The sequence below is a fragment of the Herpetosiphon sp. genome, assembly GCF_003512625.1.
Taxonomy (GTDB): Bacteria; Chloroflexota; Chloroflexia; order Chloroflexales; family Herpetosiphonaceae; genus Herpetosiphon; species Herpetosiphon aurantiacus.
In genome coordinates this window covers 13,733-37,081 of the sequence record NZ_DOPT01000027.1, presented here as the reverse complement: position 1 = coordinate 37,081, position 23,349 = coordinate 13,733, and the positions used below count along the sequence as shown (strand labels likewise).

20 protein-coding genes are annotated in these 23,349 nt (G+C 50.7%); 8 read left to right on the top strand and 12 right to left on the bottom strand.

Features of this window, described 5'->3' with window-relative positions; genetic code table 11:
• Nucleotides 1-7: 7 nt before the first annotated feature.
• The 4 genes from DEF47_RS06350 to DEF47_RS06335 all read right to left on the bottom strand — a co-directional run bounded on the left by DEF47_RS06350 (nucleotide 8) and on the right by DEF47_RS06335 (nucleotide 5,056).
• On the bottom strand, nucleotides 8-922 hold the full coding sequence (locus DEF47_RS06350) for a DMT family transporter (protein WP_012190896.1): 915 nt from the start codon (nucleotides 920-922) through the stop codon (nucleotides 8-10).
• 89 nt (nucleotides 923-1,011) lie between these two features.
• Nucleotides 1,012-2,508 (bottom strand): MocR-like pyridoxine biosynthesis transcription factor PdxR, encoded by a 1,497-nt coding sequence (gene pdxR / locus DEF47_RS06345; protein WP_012190897.1) that lies wholly within the window; start codon nucleotides 2,506-2,508, stop codon nucleotides 1,012-1,014.
• An 83-nt stretch (nucleotides 2,509-2,591) separates the two neighbouring features.
• Nucleotides 2,592-2,747, bottom strand: a complete 156-nt coding sequence (locus tag DEF47_RS06340) for a hypothetical protein (protein WP_287045029.1) — start codon at nucleotides 2,745-2,747, stop codon at nucleotides 2,592-2,594.
• 125 nt (nucleotides 2,748-2,872) lie between these two features.
• Nucleotides 2,873-5,056, bottom strand: a complete 2,184-nt coding sequence (locus DEF47_RS06335; protein WP_041304641.1) for a CHASE3 domain-containing protein — start codon at nucleotides 5,054-5,056, stop codon at nucleotides 2,873-2,875.
• A 241-nt stretch (nucleotides 5,057-5,297) separates the two neighbouring features.
• Between DEF47_RS06335 and DEF47_RS06330 the strand changes: the two genes are divergently transcribed.
• From DEF47_RS06330 to DEF47_RS06310, 5 genes are all read left to right on the top strand, one after another.
• Complete coding sequence (locus DEF47_RS06330; RefSeq protein ID WP_012190899.1) at nucleotides 5,298-5,600, top strand: hypothetical protein; 303 nt, start codon at nucleotides 5,298-5,300, stop codon at nucleotides 5,598-5,600.
• A 148-nt stretch (nucleotides 5,601-5,748) separates the two neighbouring features.
• Nucleotides 5,749-6,822: an inositol-3-phosphate synthase gene (locus DEF47_RS06325; RefSeq protein ID WP_041304643.1), complete on the top strand. Its 1,074-nt coding sequence runs from the start codon at nucleotides 5,749-5,751 to the stop codon at nucleotides 6,820-6,822.
• A 249-nt stretch (nucleotides 6,823-7,071) separates the two neighbouring features.
• The gene (locus tag DEF47_RS06320; RefSeq protein ID WP_041304645.1) at nucleotides 7,072-7,908 is read left to right on the top strand and encodes a lysophospholipid acyltransferase family protein; all 837 of its coding nucleotides are present in this window, start codon (nucleotides 7,072-7,074) and stop codon (nucleotides 7,906-7,908) included.
• 79 nt (nucleotides 7,909-7,987) lie between these two features.
• On the top strand, nucleotides 7,988-9,037 hold the full coding sequence (locus tag DEF47_RS06315; protein WP_012190902.1) for a glycosyltransferase family 2 protein: 1,050 nt from the start codon (nucleotides 7,988-7,990) through the stop codon (nucleotides 9,035-9,037).
• 262 nt (nucleotides 9,038-9,299) lie between these two features.
• On the top strand, nucleotides 9,300-10,073 hold the full coding sequence (locus DEF47_RS06310) for an HAD-IIA family hydrolase (RefSeq protein WP_012190903.1): 774 nt from the start codon (nucleotides 9,300-9,302) through the stop codon (nucleotides 10,071-10,073).
• A gap of 51 nt (nucleotides 10,074-10,124) precedes the next feature.
• On the opposite strand, the gene panB is transcribed toward DEF47_RS06310, so the two are convergent.
• From panB to DEF47_RS06295, 3 genes are all read right to left on the bottom strand, one after another.
• Nucleotides 10,125-10,991 carry a 3-methyl-2-oxobutanoate hydroxymethyltransferase gene (gene panB / locus DEF47_RS06305; RefSeq protein WP_012190904.1) on the bottom strand — a complete coding sequence of 289 codons (867 nt, stop codon included), beginning with the start codon at nucleotides 10,989-10,991 and terminating at the stop codon, nucleotides 10,125-10,127.
• A gap of 183 nt (nucleotides 10,992-11,174) precedes the next feature.
• A complete protein-coding gene (locus DEF47_RS06300) occupies nucleotides 11,175-11,990 on the bottom strand; it encodes a Rossmann-like and DUF2520 domain-containing protein (protein WP_012190905.1) in 816 nt (271 codons plus the stop codon).
• A gap of 381 nt (nucleotides 11,991-12,371) precedes the next feature.
• A complete protein-coding gene (locus DEF47_RS06295) occupies nucleotides 12,372-13,070 on the bottom strand; it encodes a lysoplasmalogenase (protein ID WP_012190906.1) in 699 nt (232 codons plus the stop codon).
• 116 nt (nucleotides 13,071-13,186) lie between these two features.
• Between DEF47_RS06295 and DEF47_RS06290 the strand changes: the two genes are divergently transcribed.
• Entirely contained in the window at nucleotides 13,187-13,954 is a 768-nt protein-coding gene (locus tag DEF47_RS06290; RefSeq protein WP_012190907.1) for an MBL fold metallo-hydrolase, read from the top strand.
• Nucleotides 13,955-14,023: 69 nt separating this feature from the next.
• Nucleotides 14,024-14,380 (top strand): putative quinol monooxygenase, encoded by a 357-nt coding sequence (locus tag DEF47_RS06285; RefSeq protein WP_012190908.1) that lies wholly within the window; start codon nucleotides 14,024-14,026, stop codon nucleotides 14,378-14,380.
• Here the strand turns inward: DEF47_RS06285 and DEF47_RS06280 are convergent.
• From DEF47_RS06280 to DEF47_RS06260, 5 genes are all read right to left on the bottom strand, one after another.
• The gene (locus DEF47_RS06280; RefSeq protein WP_012190909.1) at nucleotides 14,316-15,131 is read right to left on the bottom strand and encodes a mechanosensitive ion channel family protein; all 816 of its coding nucleotides are present in this window, start codon (nucleotides 15,129-15,131) and stop codon (nucleotides 14,316-14,318) included. The genes DEF47_RS06285 and DEF47_RS06280 overlap by 65 nt on opposite strands.
• A gap of 523 nt (nucleotides 15,132-15,654) precedes the next feature.
• Nucleotides 15,655-16,905, bottom strand: a complete 1,251-nt coding sequence (rho, locus tag DEF47_RS06275; RefSeq protein WP_012190910.1) for a transcription termination factor Rho — start codon at nucleotides 16,903-16,905, stop codon at nucleotides 15,655-15,657.
• A 351-nt stretch (nucleotides 16,906-17,256) separates the two neighbouring features.
• Entirely contained in the window at nucleotides 17,257-18,243 is a 987-nt protein-coding gene (gene glpX, locus DEF47_RS06270; protein WP_012190911.1) for a class II fructose-bisphosphatase, read from the bottom strand.
• A gap of 243 nt (nucleotides 18,244-18,486) precedes the next feature.
• Nucleotides 18,487-19,575, bottom strand: a complete 1,089-nt coding sequence (locus DEF47_RS06265; protein ID WP_012190912.1) for an AAA family ATPase — start codon at nucleotides 19,573-19,575, stop codon at nucleotides 18,487-18,489.
• Nucleotides 19,576-19,699: 124 nt separating this feature from the next.
• The gene (locus tag DEF47_RS06260; protein ID WP_012190913.1) at nucleotides 19,700-21,379 is read right to left on the bottom strand and encodes an acyl-CoA mutase large subunit family protein; all 1,680 of its coding nucleotides are present in this window, start codon (nucleotides 21,377-21,379) and stop codon (nucleotides 19,700-19,702) included.
• 376 nt (nucleotides 21,380-21,755) lie between these two features.
• On the opposite strand from DEF47_RS06260, the gene DEF47_RS06255 reads away from it, so the two are divergent.
• A complete protein-coding gene (locus tag DEF47_RS06255; protein ID WP_012190914.1) occupies nucleotides 21,756-23,291 on the top strand; it encodes a nicotinate phosphoribosyltransferase in 1,536 nt (511 codons plus the stop codon).
• Nucleotides 23,292-23,349 lie beyond the last annotated feature (58 nt).

Genomic DNA, 23,349 nt, shown 5'->3' with positions numbered 1-23,349 from the left:
CAACGAATTAGTTACTGGGTGCGGCAACGGTCTGACGACGAAATGGCCATTTGCCATTGACAATAATCACGCCCAGCAAAATCAAACAGAGGCCAATCAGCATATCGCTGCGAATGGCTTCATTCAAAAACAGCCAGCCCCAAAAAATCGCGAAGATTGGCAAAATATAGGTAACTTGGGCGGTTCGCGCCGCGCCAACCTGCTTTACCAACCAAAAGTAGAGAATTTGGGCAATGCCTGTGCCTAAAATGGCTAAACCAAACAGTGAGCCAAGCGAAACCAAACTTGGCATTTGCCAACTATTATGATCAACCACGAGCGCAACTGGCAAAAGCATAATCGCGCCACTTGCCATTTGACCAAAGGCGGGAATCAGCGCTGGCAGGCTGCCAAAGTTGCGGCGCACATACAGCGTACCAATTCCATACATCGATGAGGCAATGATACAGGCAATTTGGCCCCACGTATCCAAGCTATTGATATTGCCAATCGAACGTGAAAAGAGATAGACCACGCCCGCAAAACCCAAGACAATGCCAAAGGTACGCACGCCCGTCAAACGCTCGGAACGCACAAAGGCAAAAGCTAAAATCACTGTCCACAAGGGTGTTGTCGCATTATAGATCGAAGCCAAGCCGCTGGCGTTAGTACCCATTTTGTGTTCGCCCCATGCAAACAAACAGTACGGCAGAGCTGCATTCACGAAACCAACAAAACCCAGTGAATACCATAGTTTGCGCTCACGCGGTAGCTGAACTTTTTGCCAGCGCAACACAGCATAAATTAACACCGCAGCAATCGCCAAACGCAAAAACACAAAGGTAATTGGTGGAATGGTTTCTACGCCCAGTCGAATGAATAAAAATGATGCTCCCCAGACTAAGGCCAAAATTAAGAGAACGCCCGTTTGCCGCAGTGTCATACCTAAATTCCCTTCCTTGAAAGCCAGCAATCTATCGATCAACCGAGGCTGAGTAGCACTGTTACGGCCTTGTTTCGGCATTCACCAACTTACATCAGTGGGGTGGTTTCGCGCCAAGCACGGGCAGCAAGTTGACCACAACGCAAGACATGGCGGGTTAGCACATCGCCAAGGATGCGAATTCCACGATCAATTAATTCTGGTGATTGGGTGGCAAAACAGAGCCGTAAGTGGGCGTTGCGTGGCGGTTGTGGAAAAAAGACATTGCCAAGGGTCACGCCAACGCCTGCTTCAATCGCCTCGGTATAAATATCGGTGCCATTTAATCCAGAGGGCAAGGTTAGCCAGTAGCATAACCCGCCACGTGGATGCGTCCATTGAATATCACGGGGACAATAGCGGTTCAACGCTCGTTCCATGGCATCGCGACGCTCACGATAGAGTTCACGCACATAGCGCAAATGCGCCGCCAACTGACCACGGCCAAGATAATCGGCCAAAGCTCGTTGCAATAATGGCGAGCAGTGGAGATCGTTGCCACGCTTGGCAGTCAGCAACGGGTGCAAAAATTCGTCACGGGCAACCAAATAACCTAGGCGTAAGCCCGGAGTTAGAATTTTGGAGAAGCTGCCAAGATAGACCACCTGCCCATTAGTATCGCGGGCTTTGATTGGGTGTGGTGCTTGAGCATCGTAGCTCAGCGGCCCATAGACATCATCTTCTAAAATAATTAAGTTATGTTCTTGGGCCAATTGCAATAGGGCTTCTTGGCGCTCGGTCGAAAGGCAAACGCCGGTTGGGTTGTGGAAGGTTGGCACGGTATAGAGCAACCGTGGTTTGTATTCACACAATACCCGTTGCAAAATATCCAACCGCAAGCCTTGATCATCCAATGGAATGCCGATTAAGCGCACACCCAAGGCCGTAGCCTGCTCGATAAAGCCCAAATAGGTTGGCTCCTCGACCAAAACCACATCGCCTTGGCGAACAAAGGCCTTTAATGCCAAGGCTACGCCCTGCTGAGCACCAGTTGTCACCAGCACATGGTCGGGCGAGGTTACAACATTGCGGTCGAGCAGCCATGTGGCAATCGCTTCGCGCAAACATAATTCGCCTTGGGTTGGGCCATAGCCTAGGGCGCTGGGGTCGCGCAGGGCTTGCTGAATTGCGCGGCCAATTTCACGCACTGGAAAGGTTTCTTCGGCTGGCGCGGCTTGGGCAAAGGAGATTAAATTTGGCTGTTGGGCCAAGCGTAGCATATCGGCCAACATGCCTTGGCTAAACCATGGCGTTTGTAGCTCATCCACTACCCGTTGGCGAATCTCATATGCTGGAATAATCGGCTTGATCCGCTCGGCGACGAAGGTGCCGCGACCAACGTAGGCCTCAACCCAACCACTTGCTTGCAGTTCGCTATAGGCATTGTGAACCGTCAAACGGGTGAGACCAAGTGATTCAGCTAAATCGCGCACTGGCGGCAGTTTCGTGCCAGCTGGCAACGAGCCACTCCGAATCCGCTCTTGCAGTTGTTCGGATAATTGAATATAGAGTGGTTTGGCGTGCTGACGATCAAGCTGAAATTCCATGGTTGGCCTTTCTCTAGCAGAATTGTCGATTAAACACAACGGCGTAGGAGACTATTGTACCAGTCCTACGCCGTTATTGTCATCTAGGCCATGACAATCGAGAGCAAAAGCATGACAATTGGTAGGACAATCAGCAAGTTCAAGGGGTTTTTGATCGTCCAATGCGCTTGATCGTCGATTGGCATCCATGATTGTTGGTTAGCTGGGCTAAATATATTGGCATATTGTTGCTTATTCATGTTTAGTTCCTCAATGATGTATCCGGTTTGTGGAACTAAATGTACCATGCCATGCAGACATTGTAGAGGGACAATTAGCGATTGTCCCCTATGACATATTGTTTATATTCGTTAATAATCGAAGTTTATTGAGGATTTCCAGTTTGCAGCGGTAAATACACCGTGAACAGGCTACCTTGGCCAACTTGGCTGCTCACTTCAATGCTGCCACCATGCAGATCGACAATTTCTTTGACCACAAATAGGCCAATGCCTAGCCCTGCTACATGGCTACGCGCAGCATTGCTGGCCCGATAAAAACGGGTAAAGAGGTTGGGGATCGATTCTGCTGGAATGCCAATGCCATGATCGCGAATCTGGACGATCGCTTGTTGGGCATTCCGATCAGCACGTACCAGCACTTCGGTTTGTTCGGGGCTATATTTCATGGCATTGTTGATCAAATTGACAAATACTTGCTCTAAGCGAATTGGGTCGCCCACCACTTGGATAGGCTGGCTGCTCGTGCAGTGGTAACTAAGCTGGTGATGATCGATCGTGATGGCTAAATCGTTGACCAATTGTTGTAAAAGCTGAGCCAAATCGATTTGATCATGCTGAATATCGAGCTGGCCTGTTTCGATGCGTGAAACATCGAGCAAGGCGGTCACCATTTTATTCATGCGGCTGGCCTGAGCTTCAATCGCTTGCAGCGAACGCTGAAGTCGCTCATCGACCAAATTCAGTCGTTCTAGGCGGCGCAAACTCAATTGCGATTGACCAAGCAAGGTGGTTAATGGGTTTTTCAACTCGTGCGAGGCAATCGATAAAAAGACATCACGCAAACGCACAGCATTTTGGGCTTGACGATAGAGATAGGCCTGCTCAATCGCCAAGACCATCCGCTGACTTAGCTCCTCGGCCAATTCAACATCAATTTGGTCAAATCGATGTTGATCGTGCAAAAAGACGATTGCCCCGCTGAGCTGATGTTGATCGCGAAAAGGGATGATAATTGCCGAGTGATATGGCTCAGGCAAGGCTTGATCGATAATTTGGGCTTGGCTGTTAGCTAGCGCGGCGGCAAAAGCTGGGTGTTGCTGCCAATTGAGCAATGGCTCATGGGCACTGCTATAGCTGCTCAGAGGCTCTTCATCGGCATCTAGCAGCAAATATAAACCGCAGGCAGCGCTAAAACTGGGAGTTGGCACAGCAGTGCTGGTTTCTAGCACTTGCGCTAAATCAATCGTCGCCGCCAATCGATTATGTAATGTTCGTAACAAGCGTTGGCCAAACTCATCGCGATAGCGTTCGCTTACATCACGAAAAACCATCACCGCGCCAATCACCTGCTGTTCGCGGTCGTAAATTGGCGCGGCGCTATCTTCGATTGCCACATAGCCATTGCCTTGGCGCATCACCACCGAATTGCTCAAGGTGACGATTTGACGCTGTGCGAGAGCGGTATTGACCGGATGGGCCAGCTCCTGCTTGGTTATTGGATCAAAAATTGCTGCCACTGTATGAATTGATTGACCAAGCGCTTGTTGCTCAGGCCAGCCGGTAATCGTCGTGGCAATATGGTTCATAAAGCTAATTTTGCCATCGATATCGGTGGTCAGCACCGCATCGCCGATACTAGCGAGGGTAACTGCAAACCATTCGCGCTGGTTGCGCAACTCGTTGGCAGCCAACTCACGGCGACGCACATCGCGCTCGGTTAAGGCCATTGTGCCAATCACAAAGCCTGTGGCAACCAAAGTAGCAAAGGCCAGCGCAAGGCCTGCTCGTTGCACATTGAGTTTGGTCTGAGCCGCTCTATCAAGCGCCCGAATATTTTCGCGATCAAGCAATTGATCGATAATTTGACGAATGCTATCCATGTGCTGCTTGCCCTGATTTTCCAGCACAATCGCCTGGGCGGCTTCAAAGCCTTGGCTGCGCCGCAAATCAATCGTCGTGCTCAGCTCCTGTTGCTGCTCAGCGATCAAGGTTTTCAGCTCAGGTAAGCGTTCGATAAACAATGGGCGTTGACTGCTGTAGGCTTCAATCTCAGCAAGCAGGCTAGGGAGTTCGGTTTGGGCGGTTTGGTAGGGAGCTAAATATTGTTCGCTGCCAGTGATAATAAACCCACGTTGGCCGGTTTCAGCGTCTTTCAACAACGATAACAGCCGATCCAAACGATTGGTCATGGTTTCCGATTCGATCACACTAGCATTATTGGCTTGAATCGTTTGGAGATATTGCCACGAAAGGAGGCCATTGACGATAATCACAAGTGCTGCTAGCATGAACCAACGATTTAATTTATGCGCAATTAATGATTTCATCGTAGCCCATCGCAACACAATCTAACCCCAAAGTTCAATATGCCAGCAGTTCTACCGAATCATTGCCTAGCAAGCTTTGATGGCTGCCGTAACATTACGACAACCAATGGCAATCAAATTGAGTGTTCGGTGTACGCGAATTGTAGCATATTCATGCCACATCATTGCCACTCATTATCAACATCCACTCATTACTGATCTGCGTAGCTTTGGCTATGGCAATCACAGGAAGGAGCATTGAATGTTCAATGCCCACGAACGAACCCTTTTAGAGCAACAAGCAGTTTGGCTGTTTTGTCAACATGTCGAACGTCTATGGCATGGGTTTGTAAGCCCACGCAACTATGGCACGCTTGATGGCGATGCGCTGCAACCACCGCAATTTCCAGCAATTCGCCGTAGCTCGTTGATAATCGAAGCTCATCCCTTGGACAGTCAGTCGTTCTTTGTTGTCTGTCAACGCCGCGATGGCCTTGATGGCGATTGGCATCGATTACAACGCTTGTTCAACTACCAAATTTTGGCCAATTTGGCGCTAAGTTAAGCGACAAACCGCCAAAACCAGCCTTTCGATGCGCACAGCTTGATCAAGGTGTGCAATTTGCTATGTTTCCTTGCCAATGGATTTTAACTGGAGTACAATTTTTCCTTGGATAGAGCTTTCGTTCAGCCTTTTAAGGAGTTGTGTCGTTTTGAGTAAGAAAATTCGCGTAGCCATTATCGGCGTGGGCAACTGTGCCTCGTCGCTCGTCCAAGGGATTGAGTTTTACAAAAATGCCAACGAGGACGATCACGTACCAGGTTTGATGCACGTCAACCTTGGCGGTTATCACGTTCGCGATATCGAATTTACCGCTGGCTTCGATATTAATATTACCAAGGTCGGCAAGGATTTATCTGAGGCGATTTTTGCTGAACCCAACAACACCTATAAATTTTCCGAAGTTCCACATTTGAACGTGCCTGTCTATCGCGGCATGACCCACGATGGTTTGGGCAAATATCTTTCACAAGTGATCGAAAAAGCGCCTGGCTCGACCGCTGATATTGTGAAAATTCTGCGCGACACCAAAACCGATGTTGTGATCAGCTACTTGCCAGTTGGCTCAGAAATGGCCACCAAATGGTATGTTGAGCAAATTCTCGAAGCTGGTTGCGCCTTCATCAACTGCGTACCCGTCTTTATTGCCAGCCAAGAATACTGGCGCAAACGCTTCGAAGAAAAGAACTTGCCCATTATCGGCGACGATATTAAATCGCAAGTTGGCGCAACCATCGTCCACCGCGTGCTGACCAATTTGTTCGAGCAACGGGGCGTGCGCTTGGATCGCACCTATCAATTGAATTTCGGCGGCAACACCGATTTCTACAACATGCTTGAACGCGAACGCTTGGAATCGAAAAAGATCTCCAAGACCAACGCTGTTACCAGCCAATTGCCCTATGCCTTGCCCGCCGATAGCGTGCACGTTGGCCCAAGCGATTATGTGCCTTGGTTGACCGACCGCAAGTGGTGTTACATCCGCATGGAAGGCACAACCTTTGGCAATGTGCCATTGAACGCCGAAGTTAAGCTCGAAGTTTGGGATTCGCCTAACTCGGCTGGCGTGGTGATCGATGCAATTCGCTGTGCGAAGTTGGCGCTTGATCGTGGGGTTGGTGGCGCATTGTACGCACCTTCATCTTACTTTATGAAAACCCCACCTGAACAATACACCGATGACGAAGCCCATCGCCGCACCGAAAGCTTTATCGCTGGCGAATAGGAGTTCGTAGAACAAAGAACCTAATGGTTGGTTGGCAACCATGCCTGAGACCCCCTCGCCCGCACGCGAGGCGAGGGGGAACCGCTCCAAGCGTGCTCCCCTCTCGCGCCGCAGTGGGAGAGGGGCTGGGGGTAAGGGCATGTCATGGATTATCAATCTAATGAACCATTACACCTAAGCCCTATGCTCTATGCTCTTTGTTCTATGCTCTAAACAATTATGAACACACTACCATTCTTTCGATTGGCGATGCGTTGGCTGCCGCGACTCCCTAATTGGCTGGTCGATGCAGCCTGTGATCTTTTAGGGGTCGGCTTGCTGGCTATCCCTCGCTTGCGCCATAACACCCGTTCGAACCTCAAGCGGATTGCTCCAAAAACCCAAGGCTTGGCTCGTTGGTATTTGCAATCGCGCGTGCTGGCAAACTCCTTGCGCCATTATGCCGATCTGGTGCGGCTTCCAGCTTGGAGTTCCGAGCAACTGCGCCAACGCTTCGAGCATTCGGGTTTAGAACACTTACGCCAATTAACTGAAACTGGCGGCTTAGTCATCGTCGCGCATACTGGCTCGTTTAGCACTGGCCTTTCGGTTTTAGCGGCTCATGGCTTGCCAGTTGTACTGGTTGTTGAGGCAATCGAGCCACCAGAACATTTGGAACTTGTCAAGGAATTACGCGCAGCCCATGGCGGCGAATTGATTGTGCTGGGGCCAAACGCTGGGCGTGAAGTGCTCAAGGCGTTACGTGCCAAAAAATTAGTGGTGCTAGCAGGTGATCGCGATCTGGCGGCTCAATCAATTAAGTTGCCGTTTTTTGGTGAGCCAGCCGATGTGCCAATTGGCCCAGCTCGCTTGGCTTTACGCGGCTGGCCAGTGGTCGTGGGTACTTGTGGCTGGTTTGATGATCATCGCTCATTCTTTCGGGCCGAGCCAATCCAACATTTTCAGGTTTTAGCCCATGAAACGCCCGATCAAGCAGCAGCACGGGTTGCCAGCGACATGTTGGGCTACCTCGAATACCGAATCGCCACCCATCCTGCAAGTTGGGTTGTACTGCAATCAGTGTGGGCCAATCGCACCGACGATTAAAATTCGTGCTACTATTGGGCCAATTGATCCAAATTTGCCGATTTGCTGAACAACTACCAAATAAAGGAAGGCCAAGCACATGGCCACGATGCCAATGAGTGAAACCTATATTCAACCAAGCGAGCCAACTCGTAGCCATCCATGGCGGGTGATTATTCAGATTCCCTGTTTGAATGAAGAAGCAACCCTGCCCGATGTGTTGAATGATATTCCCTTGGATTTACCGAATGTGCATTTTGAAACCTTGGTAATCGACGATGGCTCAACTGATCGCACGGTTGAGGTCGCTCGTGAACTAGGGGTTAACTATATTGTACGCCATCGTGGACGCAAAGGCCTACCAGCCGCCTTTCAATCGGGCATGGATGCCGCATTAAAACTTGGCGCTGATATTATTGTCAACACCGATGGCGATCATCAATACCCAGGCTCGGCGATTCCTGAGTTGATCAAGCCAATTTTAGAGGGCAAGGCCGATATTGTGATTGGCGATCGCCAAACCCAAAATGTTGAGCATTTCTCAACCCAAAAGAAGCTCTTGCAACGGGTTGGCAGTTGGGTTGTGCGCGTTGCTTCCGATACCGATGTGCCCGATGCGCCCAGTGGTTTTCGAGCCTACTCCAAAGAAGCTGGCTTGCGTTTATATGTCACTAGCGAATTTTCCTACACGATTGAAAATTTAATTCAGGCTGGCAAACGTCGCTTAAATGTTGATCATGTGGCGATTACCACCAAGCCAACTCGCCCTTCACGCTTACATCGCGGCAATTTCAATTTCGTCAAACGCCAAGGCGCGACGATTATCCGTACCTATGCCCAATATGAACCACTCAAAACCTTCACCTACTTTGCCCTGCCATTTTTGCTCATTGGCGGCGGCCTGCTGCTACGCTTTATGATCTACTACCTGATCGATCCTAATCAGACCTATACCCGCTATTTGCAATCAGTTTTTATTGGCGGGGTGTTTATGATTGTCGGCATTTTGACCTTCTTCATTGGGATTTTGGCCGACCTCAGCGGCAACAATCGCCGAATCAACGAAGAAATTCTGTATCGTTTGCGTAACCTTGAAGTCGAGGTCGCCCGCCGCTTGCCCAGCAACGATAGCGATGAAATTCATGATTAAGGGTTAGGGGTCAGAAGCTAGGGGCTGTTTCTGATCCACGAAGAGCACAAAGAGCACGAAGGAAATAGGCTATGGGCTTTTGGCTTGGAGAGATCATTGGGAATCCCAACTATTAGTCCGATAGCCAAAAGCCATCAGCCAATAGCCTCAGCTCTTGTTCTGTTCTCCGTTAGCTTTTAATCTTCATCCCTCATCCTTCATCCTTCATCCTTTCGGATTATAATAGGCCTATCGTCCCGCACTTTGTTTTGGGAGGCTTAAGATGAATCAATTTGATGATGTACGCGCCGTGTTATGCGATATGGATGGGGTTTTAGTTCACGGCGCACAAATTATCCCTGGCGCACCGGAGTTTTTGGGTCGGCTACGGGCTTCAGGCCGTAAATTTTTAGTTTTGACCAATAATTCAATTTATACTCCTCGCGATTTACAGGCTCGTTTGGCTCGCATCGGCCTGCCGCTCGAAATTGAAGATATTTATACCTCAGCCCTCGCTACCGCCAAATTTCTCGATTCGCAACGCCCGAATGGTACAGCCTTTGTGATTGGTGAAGCTGGATTGACCAATGCGCTCTACGATGTTGGCTACACCATGACTGAGCACGATCCCGATTATGTGGTGATTGGCGAAACCACCTCGTATAGTTTTGAGCGCATCACCCAAGCTGTGCGTTTTGTCGCCGCTGGCTCACGTTTGATTGGCACCAATCCTGATGTTTCGGGGCCATCGGAGCGCGGAATTTTGCCCGCATGTGGGGCAGTTGTGGCGTTAATTCGCGCTGCCACCAACGCCGAAGCTTATTTTGTGGGCAAGCCCAACCCCGTGATGATGCGAACCGCTTTGCGCACCATCGACTCGCACGCTGCCGAAGCTATGATGATCGGCGACCGTATGGATACCGACATTATCGGCGGAACCGAGTCAGGCATGCGTACAGCCTTGGTACTTTCAGGCATGATGACCCGCCTTGATGCCGAGCGCTATCCTTATCGCCCAACCGCAATTATTGAATCAGTCGCTGAATTATTCAATTAAACAACAAATGTCCGCTGGGATTAATCAGCGGACATTTGATTTAACGCTTATTTAGACAGCGACTTTGGCACTTGCTCCAACGCTGACGGTTTGTTCGCCCAGCGCTTCGGCCAAGGTATTGGCATCAATTACGCTACTATTAGCGGCAGTTGGGAAACTGCGTTCGCGGACTTCGTGGGCATATTGCGTCAGCGCTTGCTCAATTGTGCTGCCCAAATCGGCATAGCGTTTGGTGTGGCGCGGCAGATGATCGCTATACAAGCCCAAAATATCGTGCCAAACTTGCACTTCGCCATCACAACCGACCCCCGCCCCAATGCCAATCGTCGGAATATGCAAGCGAGCCGTGATCGCCTTGGCCAAGGCTGCTGGAATTAACTCCAACACAATCGCAAAGGCTCCAGCCGCTTCAAGCGCCAAGGCATCGTCAAGCAACTGACGGGCATGGGCCACGGTTTTGCCCTGCACCCGCATGCCAATTTGATTAACTGATTGTGGGGTAAAACCCAAATGGCCCATCACCGGAATGCCCAAATCGACCAAGCGGCGCACGGTGGGAGCCAGATTCACGCCACCTTCGAGCTTTACCGCGCCACAACCACCAATTTGCATCAATTTGCCAGCATTTTGGATGGCCTGTTCAGGGCTGGTGTAGCTCAAAAATGGCAAATCGCCAACAACTAGGGCTTTGCTGCTGCCCCGCATCACAGCTTTGGTGTGATAAACCATTTCATCGATCGTTACTGGCACAGTTGAACTATTGCCCTGAATCACCATCCCCAGCGAATCGCCAACCAAAATTAAGGGAATATCGGTGCGATCGACCAGTTGGGCACTGGTGTAATCGTAGGCCGTAACCATCACCAAGCGTTCGCCCCGATCTTTCATCCGTTGAATATCGCTCAATTGTGTACGCATGGTAGCTCCTTTGCTTGGTTGCATATGTTGAACTATCGAAAATAGATTGGGTTCCCTCACCCCCAACCCCTCTCCCACTGCGGCGAGCGAGGGGAGGGATGGTTCCCCCTCGCCTCGCGTGCGGGAGAGGGGGTCAGGGGGTGAGGGCATGCTGGTTGTTGTTAATCTAATGAATCATTCCATCTATGTTCTTAATAATGGTTGAGTCGCCTCGATGCAGGCGCGATACAAACTGGCAATATCAGGGGCATTGGCATCTAAGGCTTGGAGATGGCGCTCGACCGTGCCATAATCGCCACGAGCCAATGGGCCAGTTAATGCTTGGGGCAGGCCAACGCGAGCCAAATTTTCAACGTTATCGCGCAATAAAGGCACGAGTGCTTGCAATGATTCTTGGCTCGACCAACCACAAAGTTGCAATAAATCGACTGCTCGGGCGGCTAGCATAATGGCATAGTTGGCCGAAAGCACTGCCGCACTGTGATAAAGCACCTTATGCTCGGCTTGAATTGGGCGTGGAGTGCCACCAACTGCTTGAACTAATTCCGCCAGCACTAAATACACATCAGCTTCAGCTTCAATTGCCCAGGTAATTGCTGGGGGCAAAGGCGTTGTGCGGCTAGCAAAGGGAGCCAATGGATGGCAACCAGCAACCTGCCAACCACGCAGTTGCAATGGTTGCAAAACGGCACTGGTCAAGGCTCCTGAACAATGCACCACAATGCCAGTGCCATGGTCGAGCACATCAGCCAAGGCTTGGGCGGTAGTGGCTAAATGATCATCAGGAATCGTCAGAAAGATCAATTGAGCTTGGGCAAATAATTGGTTGGGTACGAGCACGGGGCATACAAGGCTTTGGGCTAAAGCCTGAGCCGAAGTAGGTGAACGGGAGCTAACGCCGACAATCGAATAATCGGCTCGTTGTAAGGCCAAGGCCAAGGCCGTGCCAACCTTGCCTGCGCCCAAAATGCCGACTGTCGGTCGAGCGGAAAAAGCCATAAAAAAACCTCCGCAACGCCGAATCGCGTCAGCCGAGGACAACTAAGCACATCACTGTGTACTTACCATCTCGGTCGGGTGCGATCCAAGTGGTGTTTGAAACCAGAAAACCAATCAGTGCTTCCCGCCAAATTGGTCGAGAGCATGATCATTGTAGCACGTTCTGCCAAATGTCAATTAGCCATAACTGTAACATTATGGCTTTTGGATTGTTGATCGAATCAAGCTTCGCCACCCTTCCGTCCCTCCGCCGGAGGGAAACGCAGGTGGTTTTCATCCCCCTGCACCCCCTAAAGTACAATTGATGGGCATCAATCGGATAAAGATCTTACTTGAAACTCTATTTAGTGCGCATAAATTATGGCTTATCAAGGTCTTTGGTTACAACAACCAAGCCATGCTATAGACAATCAGTGCTTGGGCTGGGCCATAGGTAAACCAAACCACATCGCCAATTCCGCGCCAACGGGCATCATTAAACAATTGGGTTGCCAAAATTAAATCGCTGAGCAAAAACAGCGCTGCGCCGAAGGCAAATGTCAGCATTGACAGTTGCTCCAAGGCTACACCAGTTGCAATGCCTGTCGTGCTTGCCAGCAACAACGCATAGGGCAAGGCAACTTGATGCAAACGACTACGTGAGCTATCGTGCCAAACCACTACATACCAGCCAAGCGCCCCCACGATCAACCAAATCAACCAGCTCAGCACATTGAAGCTTTCGATGCGTAGACCAGCCCAAATATAAGCCACATGGCCCAACCCAAAGGCACTCATGCCACCCAAGACATAATTTTTAAGCGGAAAGACTTGGGCCATGCATAAATCGCCCACAAAGCCTAAGCTCATGCCAAGCGCGAGTAACAAGGCAGTTAAATTATGCTGCGCACGCAGTTGCCACCACCAACTCCAAGCTGCTACCACCAAAATTGCCGATGACCCCAAACGCCCCCACAGCGTCATGCGGCGCGTGCCCTCAGCATTCGGCTTGCCGAGCACAAATCCACCAAGCAACACCAGTGCCCACGCGACCAATAACCCGCCCAACCAAAGCTGCATCATTGCAGAGAGTGCGTCCATACTGGCTCCTATAGTGGCTGCAAAATGTGAGTTTTGCACCCTTGTCGGGTCTTTTATGGCCTATTATACTAATTGCTGCGCTATCTGCGTATATTGCACGACCAAAGGAGGTCCGCATGAGTAATTTGATTGTGCTTGGCTCTGGCACGGCACTTCCCGATGCTGAGCGTGAAAATAGTGGCTATGTTTGGCAAAGCGCGGCTGGCCTAGTCTTGCTCGATTGTGGTGGTAGCCCGTATCGCCGAATGCTCAAATATGGGCTTGATCCACGTCAACTCCGCGCAATCTTCATCTCGCACAATCACCCCGACCACTTGATGGGCTTACCCAGTTTGTTGCTGCATTTGTGGCTGGCTCAACACAACGGCGAATTGCTCGTGTTTGGTAATTCGCGCACGATTGCTACGGCAGAGGCGGTCGTGCAAGCCGCCGATTTAGGCATTCACGCAATTAAGCCCCAATTTCAAACCCTCGATGATGCTGGTGGCAAGGTCGAATTACCCTTCGATTTAGGCGCGACACTCACTACAGCCCCAACCTACCATAGCCGCCCAACCCTCGCCTTGCGGATCGATCAAACAGGCCAAGGCAGTTTGGTGTATGGTGCTGATAGTGGGCCATGCGCTGCACTGGTTGAATTAAGCGATCATGCGCATACCTTGATTCATGAATGCACTGTTTCAACGCCCTTCGATACCCACTCAACACCTGAGCAAGCCGCTACCACCGCCCAAAATGCTGGAGTCCAACGTCTGATTCTGACCCACTACAGCCCGATCAATACCGCACCCGAAGCTGAGGTGCTGGCACGAGTTGCCACAATTTTCAAGGGCGAAGTTTTGATCGCCTACGATGGTGCAGTTTTTGCATTGGATGCGGGCTAAGCATGCTAAGATAGCGTTGTGGTTACGGCCACCTCTTTTTGTGTCAATTCCCAATAAGGAGCTACGCCAATGGTTGTGCGCTTAGTTCGGTTAAAATTTGCACCCGAACATGTAGCAGAATTTCTTGCATTTTATGCTGAATGCGAGCCAACAATTCGCCATCAAGAAGGCTGTTTGGCCTTATCGCTTTTACGTGAAACGGGCGACCCAACCGCCTTTGCAACCTGGAGTACTTGGGAATCAGGCCGTGATTTGCAACGCTATCGCCGCTCAGAGTTTTTCCGTGGCTTTTGGCCACGGGTCAAATCACTGTTGCGCGAGCCTGCCGATGCAGTTTCCTACGATGCCTTAACTGGCGATGCTATTCCCGATTTTCATCCGCAGCCAACACATGGTGCTCAGTTAACGCCGCTTGAAGTTGAGTGATCAAACGCTCACGCACAGCCGGAGCCATACTGTAACGCGCCTTAACTTTTAATGTAATCGTGGTCGTGACTGCACCAATTTCGCCATCTTCGCTGATGATTTCGGGCGTTTCAATCACATCATCACCTGGATCGCTGATAATTTGGTGTAGCACGATCATGGTTTCATCAAGTTTGGTGGTTGGCACGGTCAATTTGATGCTGGCTGGCGACCATTTGCCACGGGTAAAATTGCGAATGGTGCGAATATCGCCATTAGGCACCAGCCAAAGCTCACCCGATTCACCGCGAATATAGGTCATGCGCAAGCTAATGCGCTCAACACACCCCACCACTTGGCGATCGCCAATCTCAACTTTATCGCCCAAGGCAAATTGATCTTCAAACAGCAGCGTAATTCCGCCCAGAAAATCGCTAACATAAGGCCGCGCACTAAACCCCAAGCCCGCACTAAACAAGCCCAAAAAGGTAAATAAGGCACTGGGCTGAATAAACATGCCCATAATCAAAAACAGCGAGATCAAAATCGCCAAGCCATTGGTCAGTGACGAAACCAAGGAGCGTAAGGTCTTACGGCGGCGTTCGCTGAGGTTATGGCGGAGCAATTGGGCATTCGAGAGAAAAGCTCGTCGAATGATGATGCTAATCGCGCGGGCGGCGACAGCCACTACCAAAAACGTCAGTGTACCTCGCAGAATATAGTAAGAAGCGCTATTTGTAGGTGGTAAGTAAGGTTGAATCCAATCGAACATAGAGTTCCTCTGCTAGTTGTTTTTCGCCAAATGCTGCGGCAATTCGCATGCCACAGAGTAGCATAGGAAAGGCAAAAGGCAGAAGGCAAAAGGCAAAATAGCAAGGGCTAGGATTCAGAGATCAGGATTCAGCAGGGGCAGCAGGAATGTAGCGAACAGGCTGGGAACAGCAGCCCAATTATCAAAATCTGTGTGCATCTGTGGCTAAAATAATTAGCATTGGTGTAATTTGTGCAATTCGTGGCTAAAATATTCTAGGAAAGGCAAAAGGCAAAATAGCAAGGGCTAGGATTCAGAGATCAGGATTCAGAATGGGTTGCGGAAATGTAGTAATCACATTGGGTACAGCTGCATAATCATTAAAATCTGTGCGAATCTGTGGCTAAAATAATTAGCATTGGTGTAATTCGTGTAATTCGTGGCTAAAATATTCTTCGTGTAGCTCCGTGTCCTTCGTGGATCAAAAAGCCCCTCGCCCGCGCATGGGAGAGGGGTTGGGGTGAGGGGATCGATTAATCGAATTCTAGAGGCTCTTGTTGAGAGTGAGCAAGAACTCGTCGTTGGTACGGGTTTTGGACATGCGCGTCAGCACCAATTCAGTGCCTTCGTTTTCGCCCAACATACTGACCATACGGCGCAACGTCCAAACTTGGCGCAATTGCTCAGGCAAGAGCAACAACTCATCGCGACGGGTTGAAGAGCGGGCAATATCGACTGCCGGATAGGTGCGGCGTTCAGCCAAGCGCCGATCCAAGTGCAATTCCATGTTGCCAGTACCCTTGAATTCTTCGTAAATCACGTCGTCCATACGGCTACCAGTATCGACCAAACAGGTAGCAATGATTGTCAACGAGCCGCCGCCTTCGATGTTACGGGCAGCACCAAAGAAGCGTTTTGGAGGGTACAAGGCCACTGGGTCGATCCCACCAGTCAAGGTTCGGCCTGATGGTGGCATATCCAAGTTGTAAGCCCGTGCCAAACGGGTGATAGAGTCCATCAAGATCACCACATCTTGGCCGCCTTCGACCAAGCGCTTAGCTCGTTCGAGGGTCATTTCAGAAACTTTGGTATGATCTTCAACTGGCTCATCGAAGGTCGAAGCAATCACCTCACCGCGGACTGAGCGGCGCATATCGGTGACTTCTTCGGGACGCTCGCCAATCAACAAGACCATCAAATGGGCATCTTGATAATTGGTGGTGATGCCATTAGCAATCGCCTTCATCAGCATCGTTTTACCAGCTTTGGGGGGCGAAACCAGCAGCCCACGCTGACCGCGACCGATTGGCGCAATCAAATCAACCAAACGAGTTGAAAGAATTTGCGGCTCAGTCTCCAAAATAAAGCGTTCATTGGGAAAAATCGGGGTCAATTTTTCAAAATGGGGGCGCTTACGAGCTTGCTCAGGGTCCATACCATTCACTAATTCAACCCGCAGCAAACTATAATAGCGTTCACTTTCTTTGGGAGGACGAATCTGGCCGGAGATGCGGTCGCCAGTACGGAGGCCAAAGCGGCGAATTTGAGTTTGCGAGACATACACATCATCGGGGCCAGGCAACATACGGTCGCTGCGCAGAAACCCGAAACCGTCAGAAACGATATCGAGAATCCCCGTATTGAAAATATTGCCTGCTTGTTCAGTTTGAGCCTGAATTAATTTGTAAATGAGGTCTTGTTTCTTGAGGCGACTATAGCCAGAGATATCGAGTTCCCGAGCCATTTCTTGGAGGTCGCTCAACGTTTTGTTTTCTAAATCAGCAAGGTTGACCACCGTGCTATCCTCCTACGATGAATTCTTACAGCGGGCGTGCATCATCCGACCTCTTCAAAAAATCAATGGCGTTGCGTGGCGAACTAATAGCATAGTTCAGCCAATATGCCGCACAACCATGCGTTCACGGACGTGCCCACAATGGGAAGCGATCTTGTGAGGGGATGTAACTAATCAGTTGCGTTTTAAAAAGTTGGCTGCTATTTGGAGATGTGTGAATGTGACGCTGGAAGGGGATTCCCAAATGCGTCGCACGCAGTATACCACGACTGACAAAAGCAAGCAACGCCATTTTTTAGCATGACGTTGCTCGATTTTAAGCAATTTCTAACGCAAACAGTGACGGTATATTTAGTGCTCGGCAAACGGCAAATCTGAAATCCGCATCAATTTATCCCAACGGTGACGAGACTCGATGTAGCGTACTGTGCCAGAGGCCGAACGCATGACTAACGAGTGAGTGGTAGCACCCCACCCAAAAAATTGTACGCCCTTGAGAAAATCTCCGGTCGTAATTCCCGTCGCCGCCCAAAAAATATTGTCTCCTTGTACCAAATCGTTGGTCGTGTACACTTTGTCGAGATTCAAGCCGTTCTGACGGGCTAGGTCACGCTCACGGTCATTACGCGGCCAGAGCTTACACTGAATCTCGCCACCAGTACACTTCATGGCGCAGGCCGAAATCACCGACTCGGGTGCTCCGCCAATGCCCATGAGAATATCTGCGGGAGCCTCAAGCATGCTCGGCATGAGGCTGGCTGCAACGTCACCATGCAAAATCAGTTTAATCCGCGCTCCCATTTCACGAATCCGCGCAATAACATCGTGATGGCGAGGCCGATCAAGCACAATGACCGTTACATCTTCGACCCGTTTTTTAAGTGCTTTGGCAACGCTGCGGATGTTGTCTTCAACCGAAGCGTTGATATCGATACTGCCCTTGGCTGATTCGCCAACGGCAATTTTATCCATGTAGACGATCCCTGGTGGGTTGAATAGACTGCCACGTTCGGCTGCTGCGACGACCGCAATTGCCCCCGGCATGCCCTGGGCTAGCAAGGTCGTGCCTTCAACTGGATCAACCGCAATATCAACCCGTGGTTCGCTGCCGTTGCCGATCTGCTCGCCAATGTAGAGCATGGGTGCTTCGTCTTTTTCGCCTTCACCGATCACCACAATTCCATCCATATCGGTGGCATTGAGGGCAAACCGCATCGCATCGACCGCCGCACCATCAGCTTCGTTCTTATCGCCCCGACCCATCCAGCGGGCTGAACGTAACGCAGCCGCTTCGGTTGCCCGTTGGAGATCAAACCCCAAATTACGCTCCAGCTTCATGCCAACCTCCTTGTTGTGCAATATCATCGCTTGCGAGCTTTACGAGTATTCTAAAAATGCGATTGTACCATATTTCGCAAAGTCGGCAGCAAATGATGATTGCTAACCAGCACAGTTCAATTTCTAGGATGTTGAATTAAGCGTGTGAGCCTTTGGTTCGCCTAACTGCGGCTGATAATACCATAGTTTTTCACCAGAACGTAGTAGGTTCTTAGTCCTAGTGCCAATCAGCATGCGTGGGAATTATTTGGGGGCAAAGCGGCCCACCACGGGCAACCAGCGTGTGGCTCGTACATAGATATGGCTGAGTGCTCCGTTGCCACGCCAGCGTACCATCGCATGAGCCAAACCAATCCAAATCAGCATAATCAAGCCAGCCACAAACCAGCCCAGCCATGAGCCAACTAAATAGCCAATCAGCACCGCCAACGACAATAAAATCAGCATAATCAAAAATTCGCTGGGATCGTCGGCTTTGTAGCTGCGCGGGCGTTGGGGTTCTGCGGGCTTAGCAGCGGGCTTGCTCGGCTGAACTGGATGTTGTTTCACCTTGGTTGGCAAGGCTTCGCTTTCAATCGCGGTGCTATAACCAGCAGCCGAACTGCCAGCATAGGCGGCTTGCTGTTGCTCACGAAACATCTGTTGCCAATCAAATTGGGTGGTGGCTTGCGAATGCGCCCAAAGCTCTAATGCTAATTTGATTGCTGCTGGATACCCGCCCGCCAATTTAATCACTTGGCTGATCGTGGTGGGATCGGGATTCAAGTTGGTACTTTGGGTCAGGGTCGTGATCAAACTACGGACTTCGCGTTCAGGCATGGGCGCTAGGGTTATTTGGCTGAGCGTGCTTTGCCAATCAGCAGCAATCTGATCAAGCGGTTGGCTGCTAGCAGCAACAATTTGCAAAAAGCCCTCGTTAACCCAGCCACGCAGCGCACTACGAACTACCCCAATCCAACCCATACCCGCCGACTCCAAATCGTCGAGCAATAGCAACATCGGTGGGGTTGTCGCTTCGTGAAAGGCTTGGGTTAGGCTGAGTTCATCGTCGCCATTGGCTCGCAGCGCCCGCAACATCGGCGAATACAAATCACGCGCTTCGTTAACTCGGGCAAGGCTCAGGAAAACTACTTGAGGCGGCTCGTCGAGCACCATGGCCACAGCTTGGCCAATATGGTGCAGCAACGAAGTTTTGCCACTGCCTTGGGGGCCGATCACTGCACACGAGCGACCAGCCGCCAGCGCTTCGTTAATTTGAACAATCTCACGTTCACGCCCAACAAAGTCGCGCGGATCGTGGATGGGTGTGGTTGAAAAGTAAGGTTGTGTCATAAATTAGAGCATAGAACAAAGAGCATAGAACATAATTAAGCATAGGTTCATCATATGTCTATGATACTCGAAACTTAGCAAGTTCCAAAGCGCGATGTTCTTTGCTCTATGCTCGTTGTTCTTATTAGACGATCATCACTTCTTGATAAACCCCAAATACCTCGCGCAATACATCGCACATTTCGCCCAACGTGGCATAGGCATTGACCGCCGCCAGAATTGGCTCCATCAGATTGTGCTCACCTTGCGCTGCTTGGCGTAGGTTATCCATGGCTTCGGCCCAACGAACTTGATCGCGTTCGTTGCGCACTTTGTTGAGGCGAGCCATGTGTTTGTTCTCACCATCGGGGTCCATTTGCAAAATTGGAATTTCAATTGGATCATCGACGGTGTATTTGTTAACTCCCACAAAGCCGCGCTGGCCGCTATCAACTTCTTGTTGGAAGCGATAGGATGAATCGGCGATTTGCTGTTGAATCCAGCCTTTTTCCAAAGCCGCTTCCATGCCGCCTTGCTCCTCGATGCGGCGGAAGTAATCGAGACACTCGGCTTCCATGCGGTTGGTCAAAGCCTCGACAAAATACGAGCCAGCCAACGGATCAATCGTGTTGGTCACGCCGCTTTCTTCAGCAATAATTTGTTGGGTACGCAAGGCAATGGTCACAGCTTTTTCCGATGGCAAGGCTAGGGCTTCATCCATCGCATCGGTATGCAATGATTGTGTACCGCCGATCACCGCTGCCAACGCTTGAATCGCCACCCGCACGATGTTGTTCTCAGGTTGTTGGGCAGTCAGCGAAACGCCCGCCGTCTGGGTGTGAAATCGCATCCACCACGAACGAGGATTTTTCGCTCCATACACATCACGCATCTGGCGTGCCCAAACCCGACGCGCCGCGCGATACTTGGCAATTTCTTCAAAGAAATCGTTGTGAGCATTGAAGAAATAGGAAATGCGCGGTGCAAAATCATCAATATTCAGGCCACGTTTGAGACAAGCCTTGACATACGCTATGCCGTCGCCGAGCGTAAATGCCAGCTCTTGGGCTGCCGTAGATCCAGCTTCGCGAATATGATAGCCACTGACCGAGACTGGATTCCACTTGGGCATATGTTGGGCAGCAAATTCAATCGTATCAACCACCAAGCGCATTGATGGTGCAATCGGGAAGATATATTCGTTCTGGGCGGCATATTCTTTAAGGATATCGTTTTGGAGCGTGCCACCTAACTTGGCGCGTGAAATGCCGCGCTTTTCCGCCGCCGCAATATACATCGCCCAAATAATTGCAGCTGGCGAGTTAATCGTCATCGAAGTGGTTACTTGATCGAGTGGAATGCCATCGAACAAAATATCCATATCGGCCAACGAAGTGACGGCCACGCCACATTTGCCAAACTCACCCTCGACCAATGGATGATCGGTGTCACGGCCATAGAGCGTCGGCATATCGAAGGCCGTCGAAAGCCCAGTTTGGCCTTGGCTCAGCAGATATTTAAACCGAGCATTGGTTTCTTCGGCAGTGCCAAACCCCGCAAACATGCGCATCGTCCAGAGCTTGCCACGATAGCCAGTTGGGTGAATCCCACGGGTATAGGGAAACTCACCAGGAAAGCTAATATCCTTCTGATAATCAGTGTCGGCAATGTCGAGCGGGGTATACAAGCGCTGAATCGGCTCGCTGGAAATTGTGCTAAATAACGCCGGACGTTCGGGAGTTTTCTGCAGTGTCGGAGCCAGCGTTTCATCATTCCAGCGCTCCTGCGCCGCCCGCATCTGAGCTAACTGCTCGGGACTAAACATCGTCGTTTCCCCCTTGGGTTATGAAAATTCTCAACCTTCACGCGGTATGCTTCCATTGTAGCAAAGAAAATCAGAAGGCAGAAGTCAAAAGTCAAAATGGAGGTCAGGAGCCAGGGGCCAGAGGTCAGCGATCAGTTTTTAACGCAGAGACGGAGAGCGACCGAAAGGATGAGGGATGAAGGATGAAATGTGGGGAGTAAAGGAAGATAATCAAAAAAATCTGTGCCAATCTGTGGCTAAAAACCTTCGCGTGCTTCGTGCCCTTCGTGGTTTCAATCCTTCGTGTCCTTCGTGTCCTTCGTGGATCATTAGTGCTTGACAATTAGTGTATTATAGACACTAAGTCAGTTTTTCGATTTACAAAGGATAGCAATATATGACAACCCGCTTTCAACATGGCATTCTCTTCACCGATCAATATCAATTAACCATGTCGCAGGTGTATTATCGCTTGGGGCTGCATGAACGCCCAGCCTTGTTCGACCACTACTTCCGTTCGTATCCCAATTATGGAGCGCATGCGGCGGGCTATGCGGTGGCCGCTGGCATGCAACCCTTGCTCGAATGGATGGATACCGCCCGCTTTGGCGAAGGCGAAATCGCTGCGCTCTCGGCGATGAAAGGCCGCACTGGCCAAGCGTTGTTTAGCAGCGATTTTTTGGGCTGGCTGCGCAAATATGGCGATCTGCGCAATGTTACGATTCGGGCGATTCCCGAGGGGCGTGTGGTGCATCACACCGTGCCAATGACGATTGTCGAAGGCCCATTGGTGTTGGCGCAAATTCTCGAAACGCCCTTGTTGAATATGCTCAACTTCAGCACACTTATCGCTACCAAAGCGGCACGGGTGCGCGAGAGCGCTGGCGATGGCTTATTTTTGGAATTTGGCATGCGCCGCGCTCAAGGCTGGGGAGCCAATTTGGCCACTCGGGCAGCCCTCATCGGCGGGGCTGATAGCTCATCGAACGTTGGCGCAGCGCTGGATATGGGTGTGCAGCCAAGTGGCACCCATGCCCATAGTTTGGTCCAAACCGCCATGGCGTTGGGCATGGGCGAATTAGGCGCATTCGAGGCCTACGCTGAAGCCTACCCCGACGACACGCTGCTGCTGGTCGATACGATCAACACCTTGGAAAGCGGCGTGCCCAATGCGATCAAGGTATTTGAAAAGTTGCGTCGCCAAGGCCATAAACCCGTTGGCATTCGGCTCGATTCAGGCGACTTGGCCTATTTGAGCATTCAGGCCGCCAAAATGCTCAATACTGCCGGATTCCCCGATGTTTCGATTGTGCTTTCCAACAATCTCGATGAATTAGTGATTTGGCAAATTTTGACCCAAATTCGCGCCGAAGCGCCGCGCTATGGCCTTGAAGCCGATGCCGTAATCAAGCGCTTGGTGTTTGGGGTCGGCACGCATTTGGTCACATCGTGGGGCGAACCAGCCTTAGGCGGCGTGTATAAATTGGTTTCATTGTTTGATCGCGATACATGGAAACCAGCGATCAAGCTCTCAGAGAACCCGCAGAAAACTCCAACTCCTGGGCGCAAAGCAGCATGGCGGGTCTATGATAGCCGTGGGCGAGCTAGCGCCGATGTTTTGACCTTGGATGACGAACATCCACAGCAAAGCGAAGCCTTGAGCCTGTATCACCCAACTGATTCGAGCAAACAACGCACCCTGACTCCTGCCGACCACACCATTGAGGCCTTGTATGCGACGGTGCTCGATTCTGGCCGACGGGTCGTTGATGTGCCCGATTTGGCCGAGTTGCGCGAACGGCGGGTGCGCGATTTGGCGCGGCTTGATCCTGGGGTTTTGCGCTTGGTCAATCCCCACATCTACCACGTTTCGCTCAGCCAACGCTTATGGGAATTGAAACAGAACCTGATTAAAGAGATGCGCAAGGGCTAAGCGCGATCAAACGCCTTGAGATTGGCCACGTTAATAATCAACTGGCAAATTTAAGGCT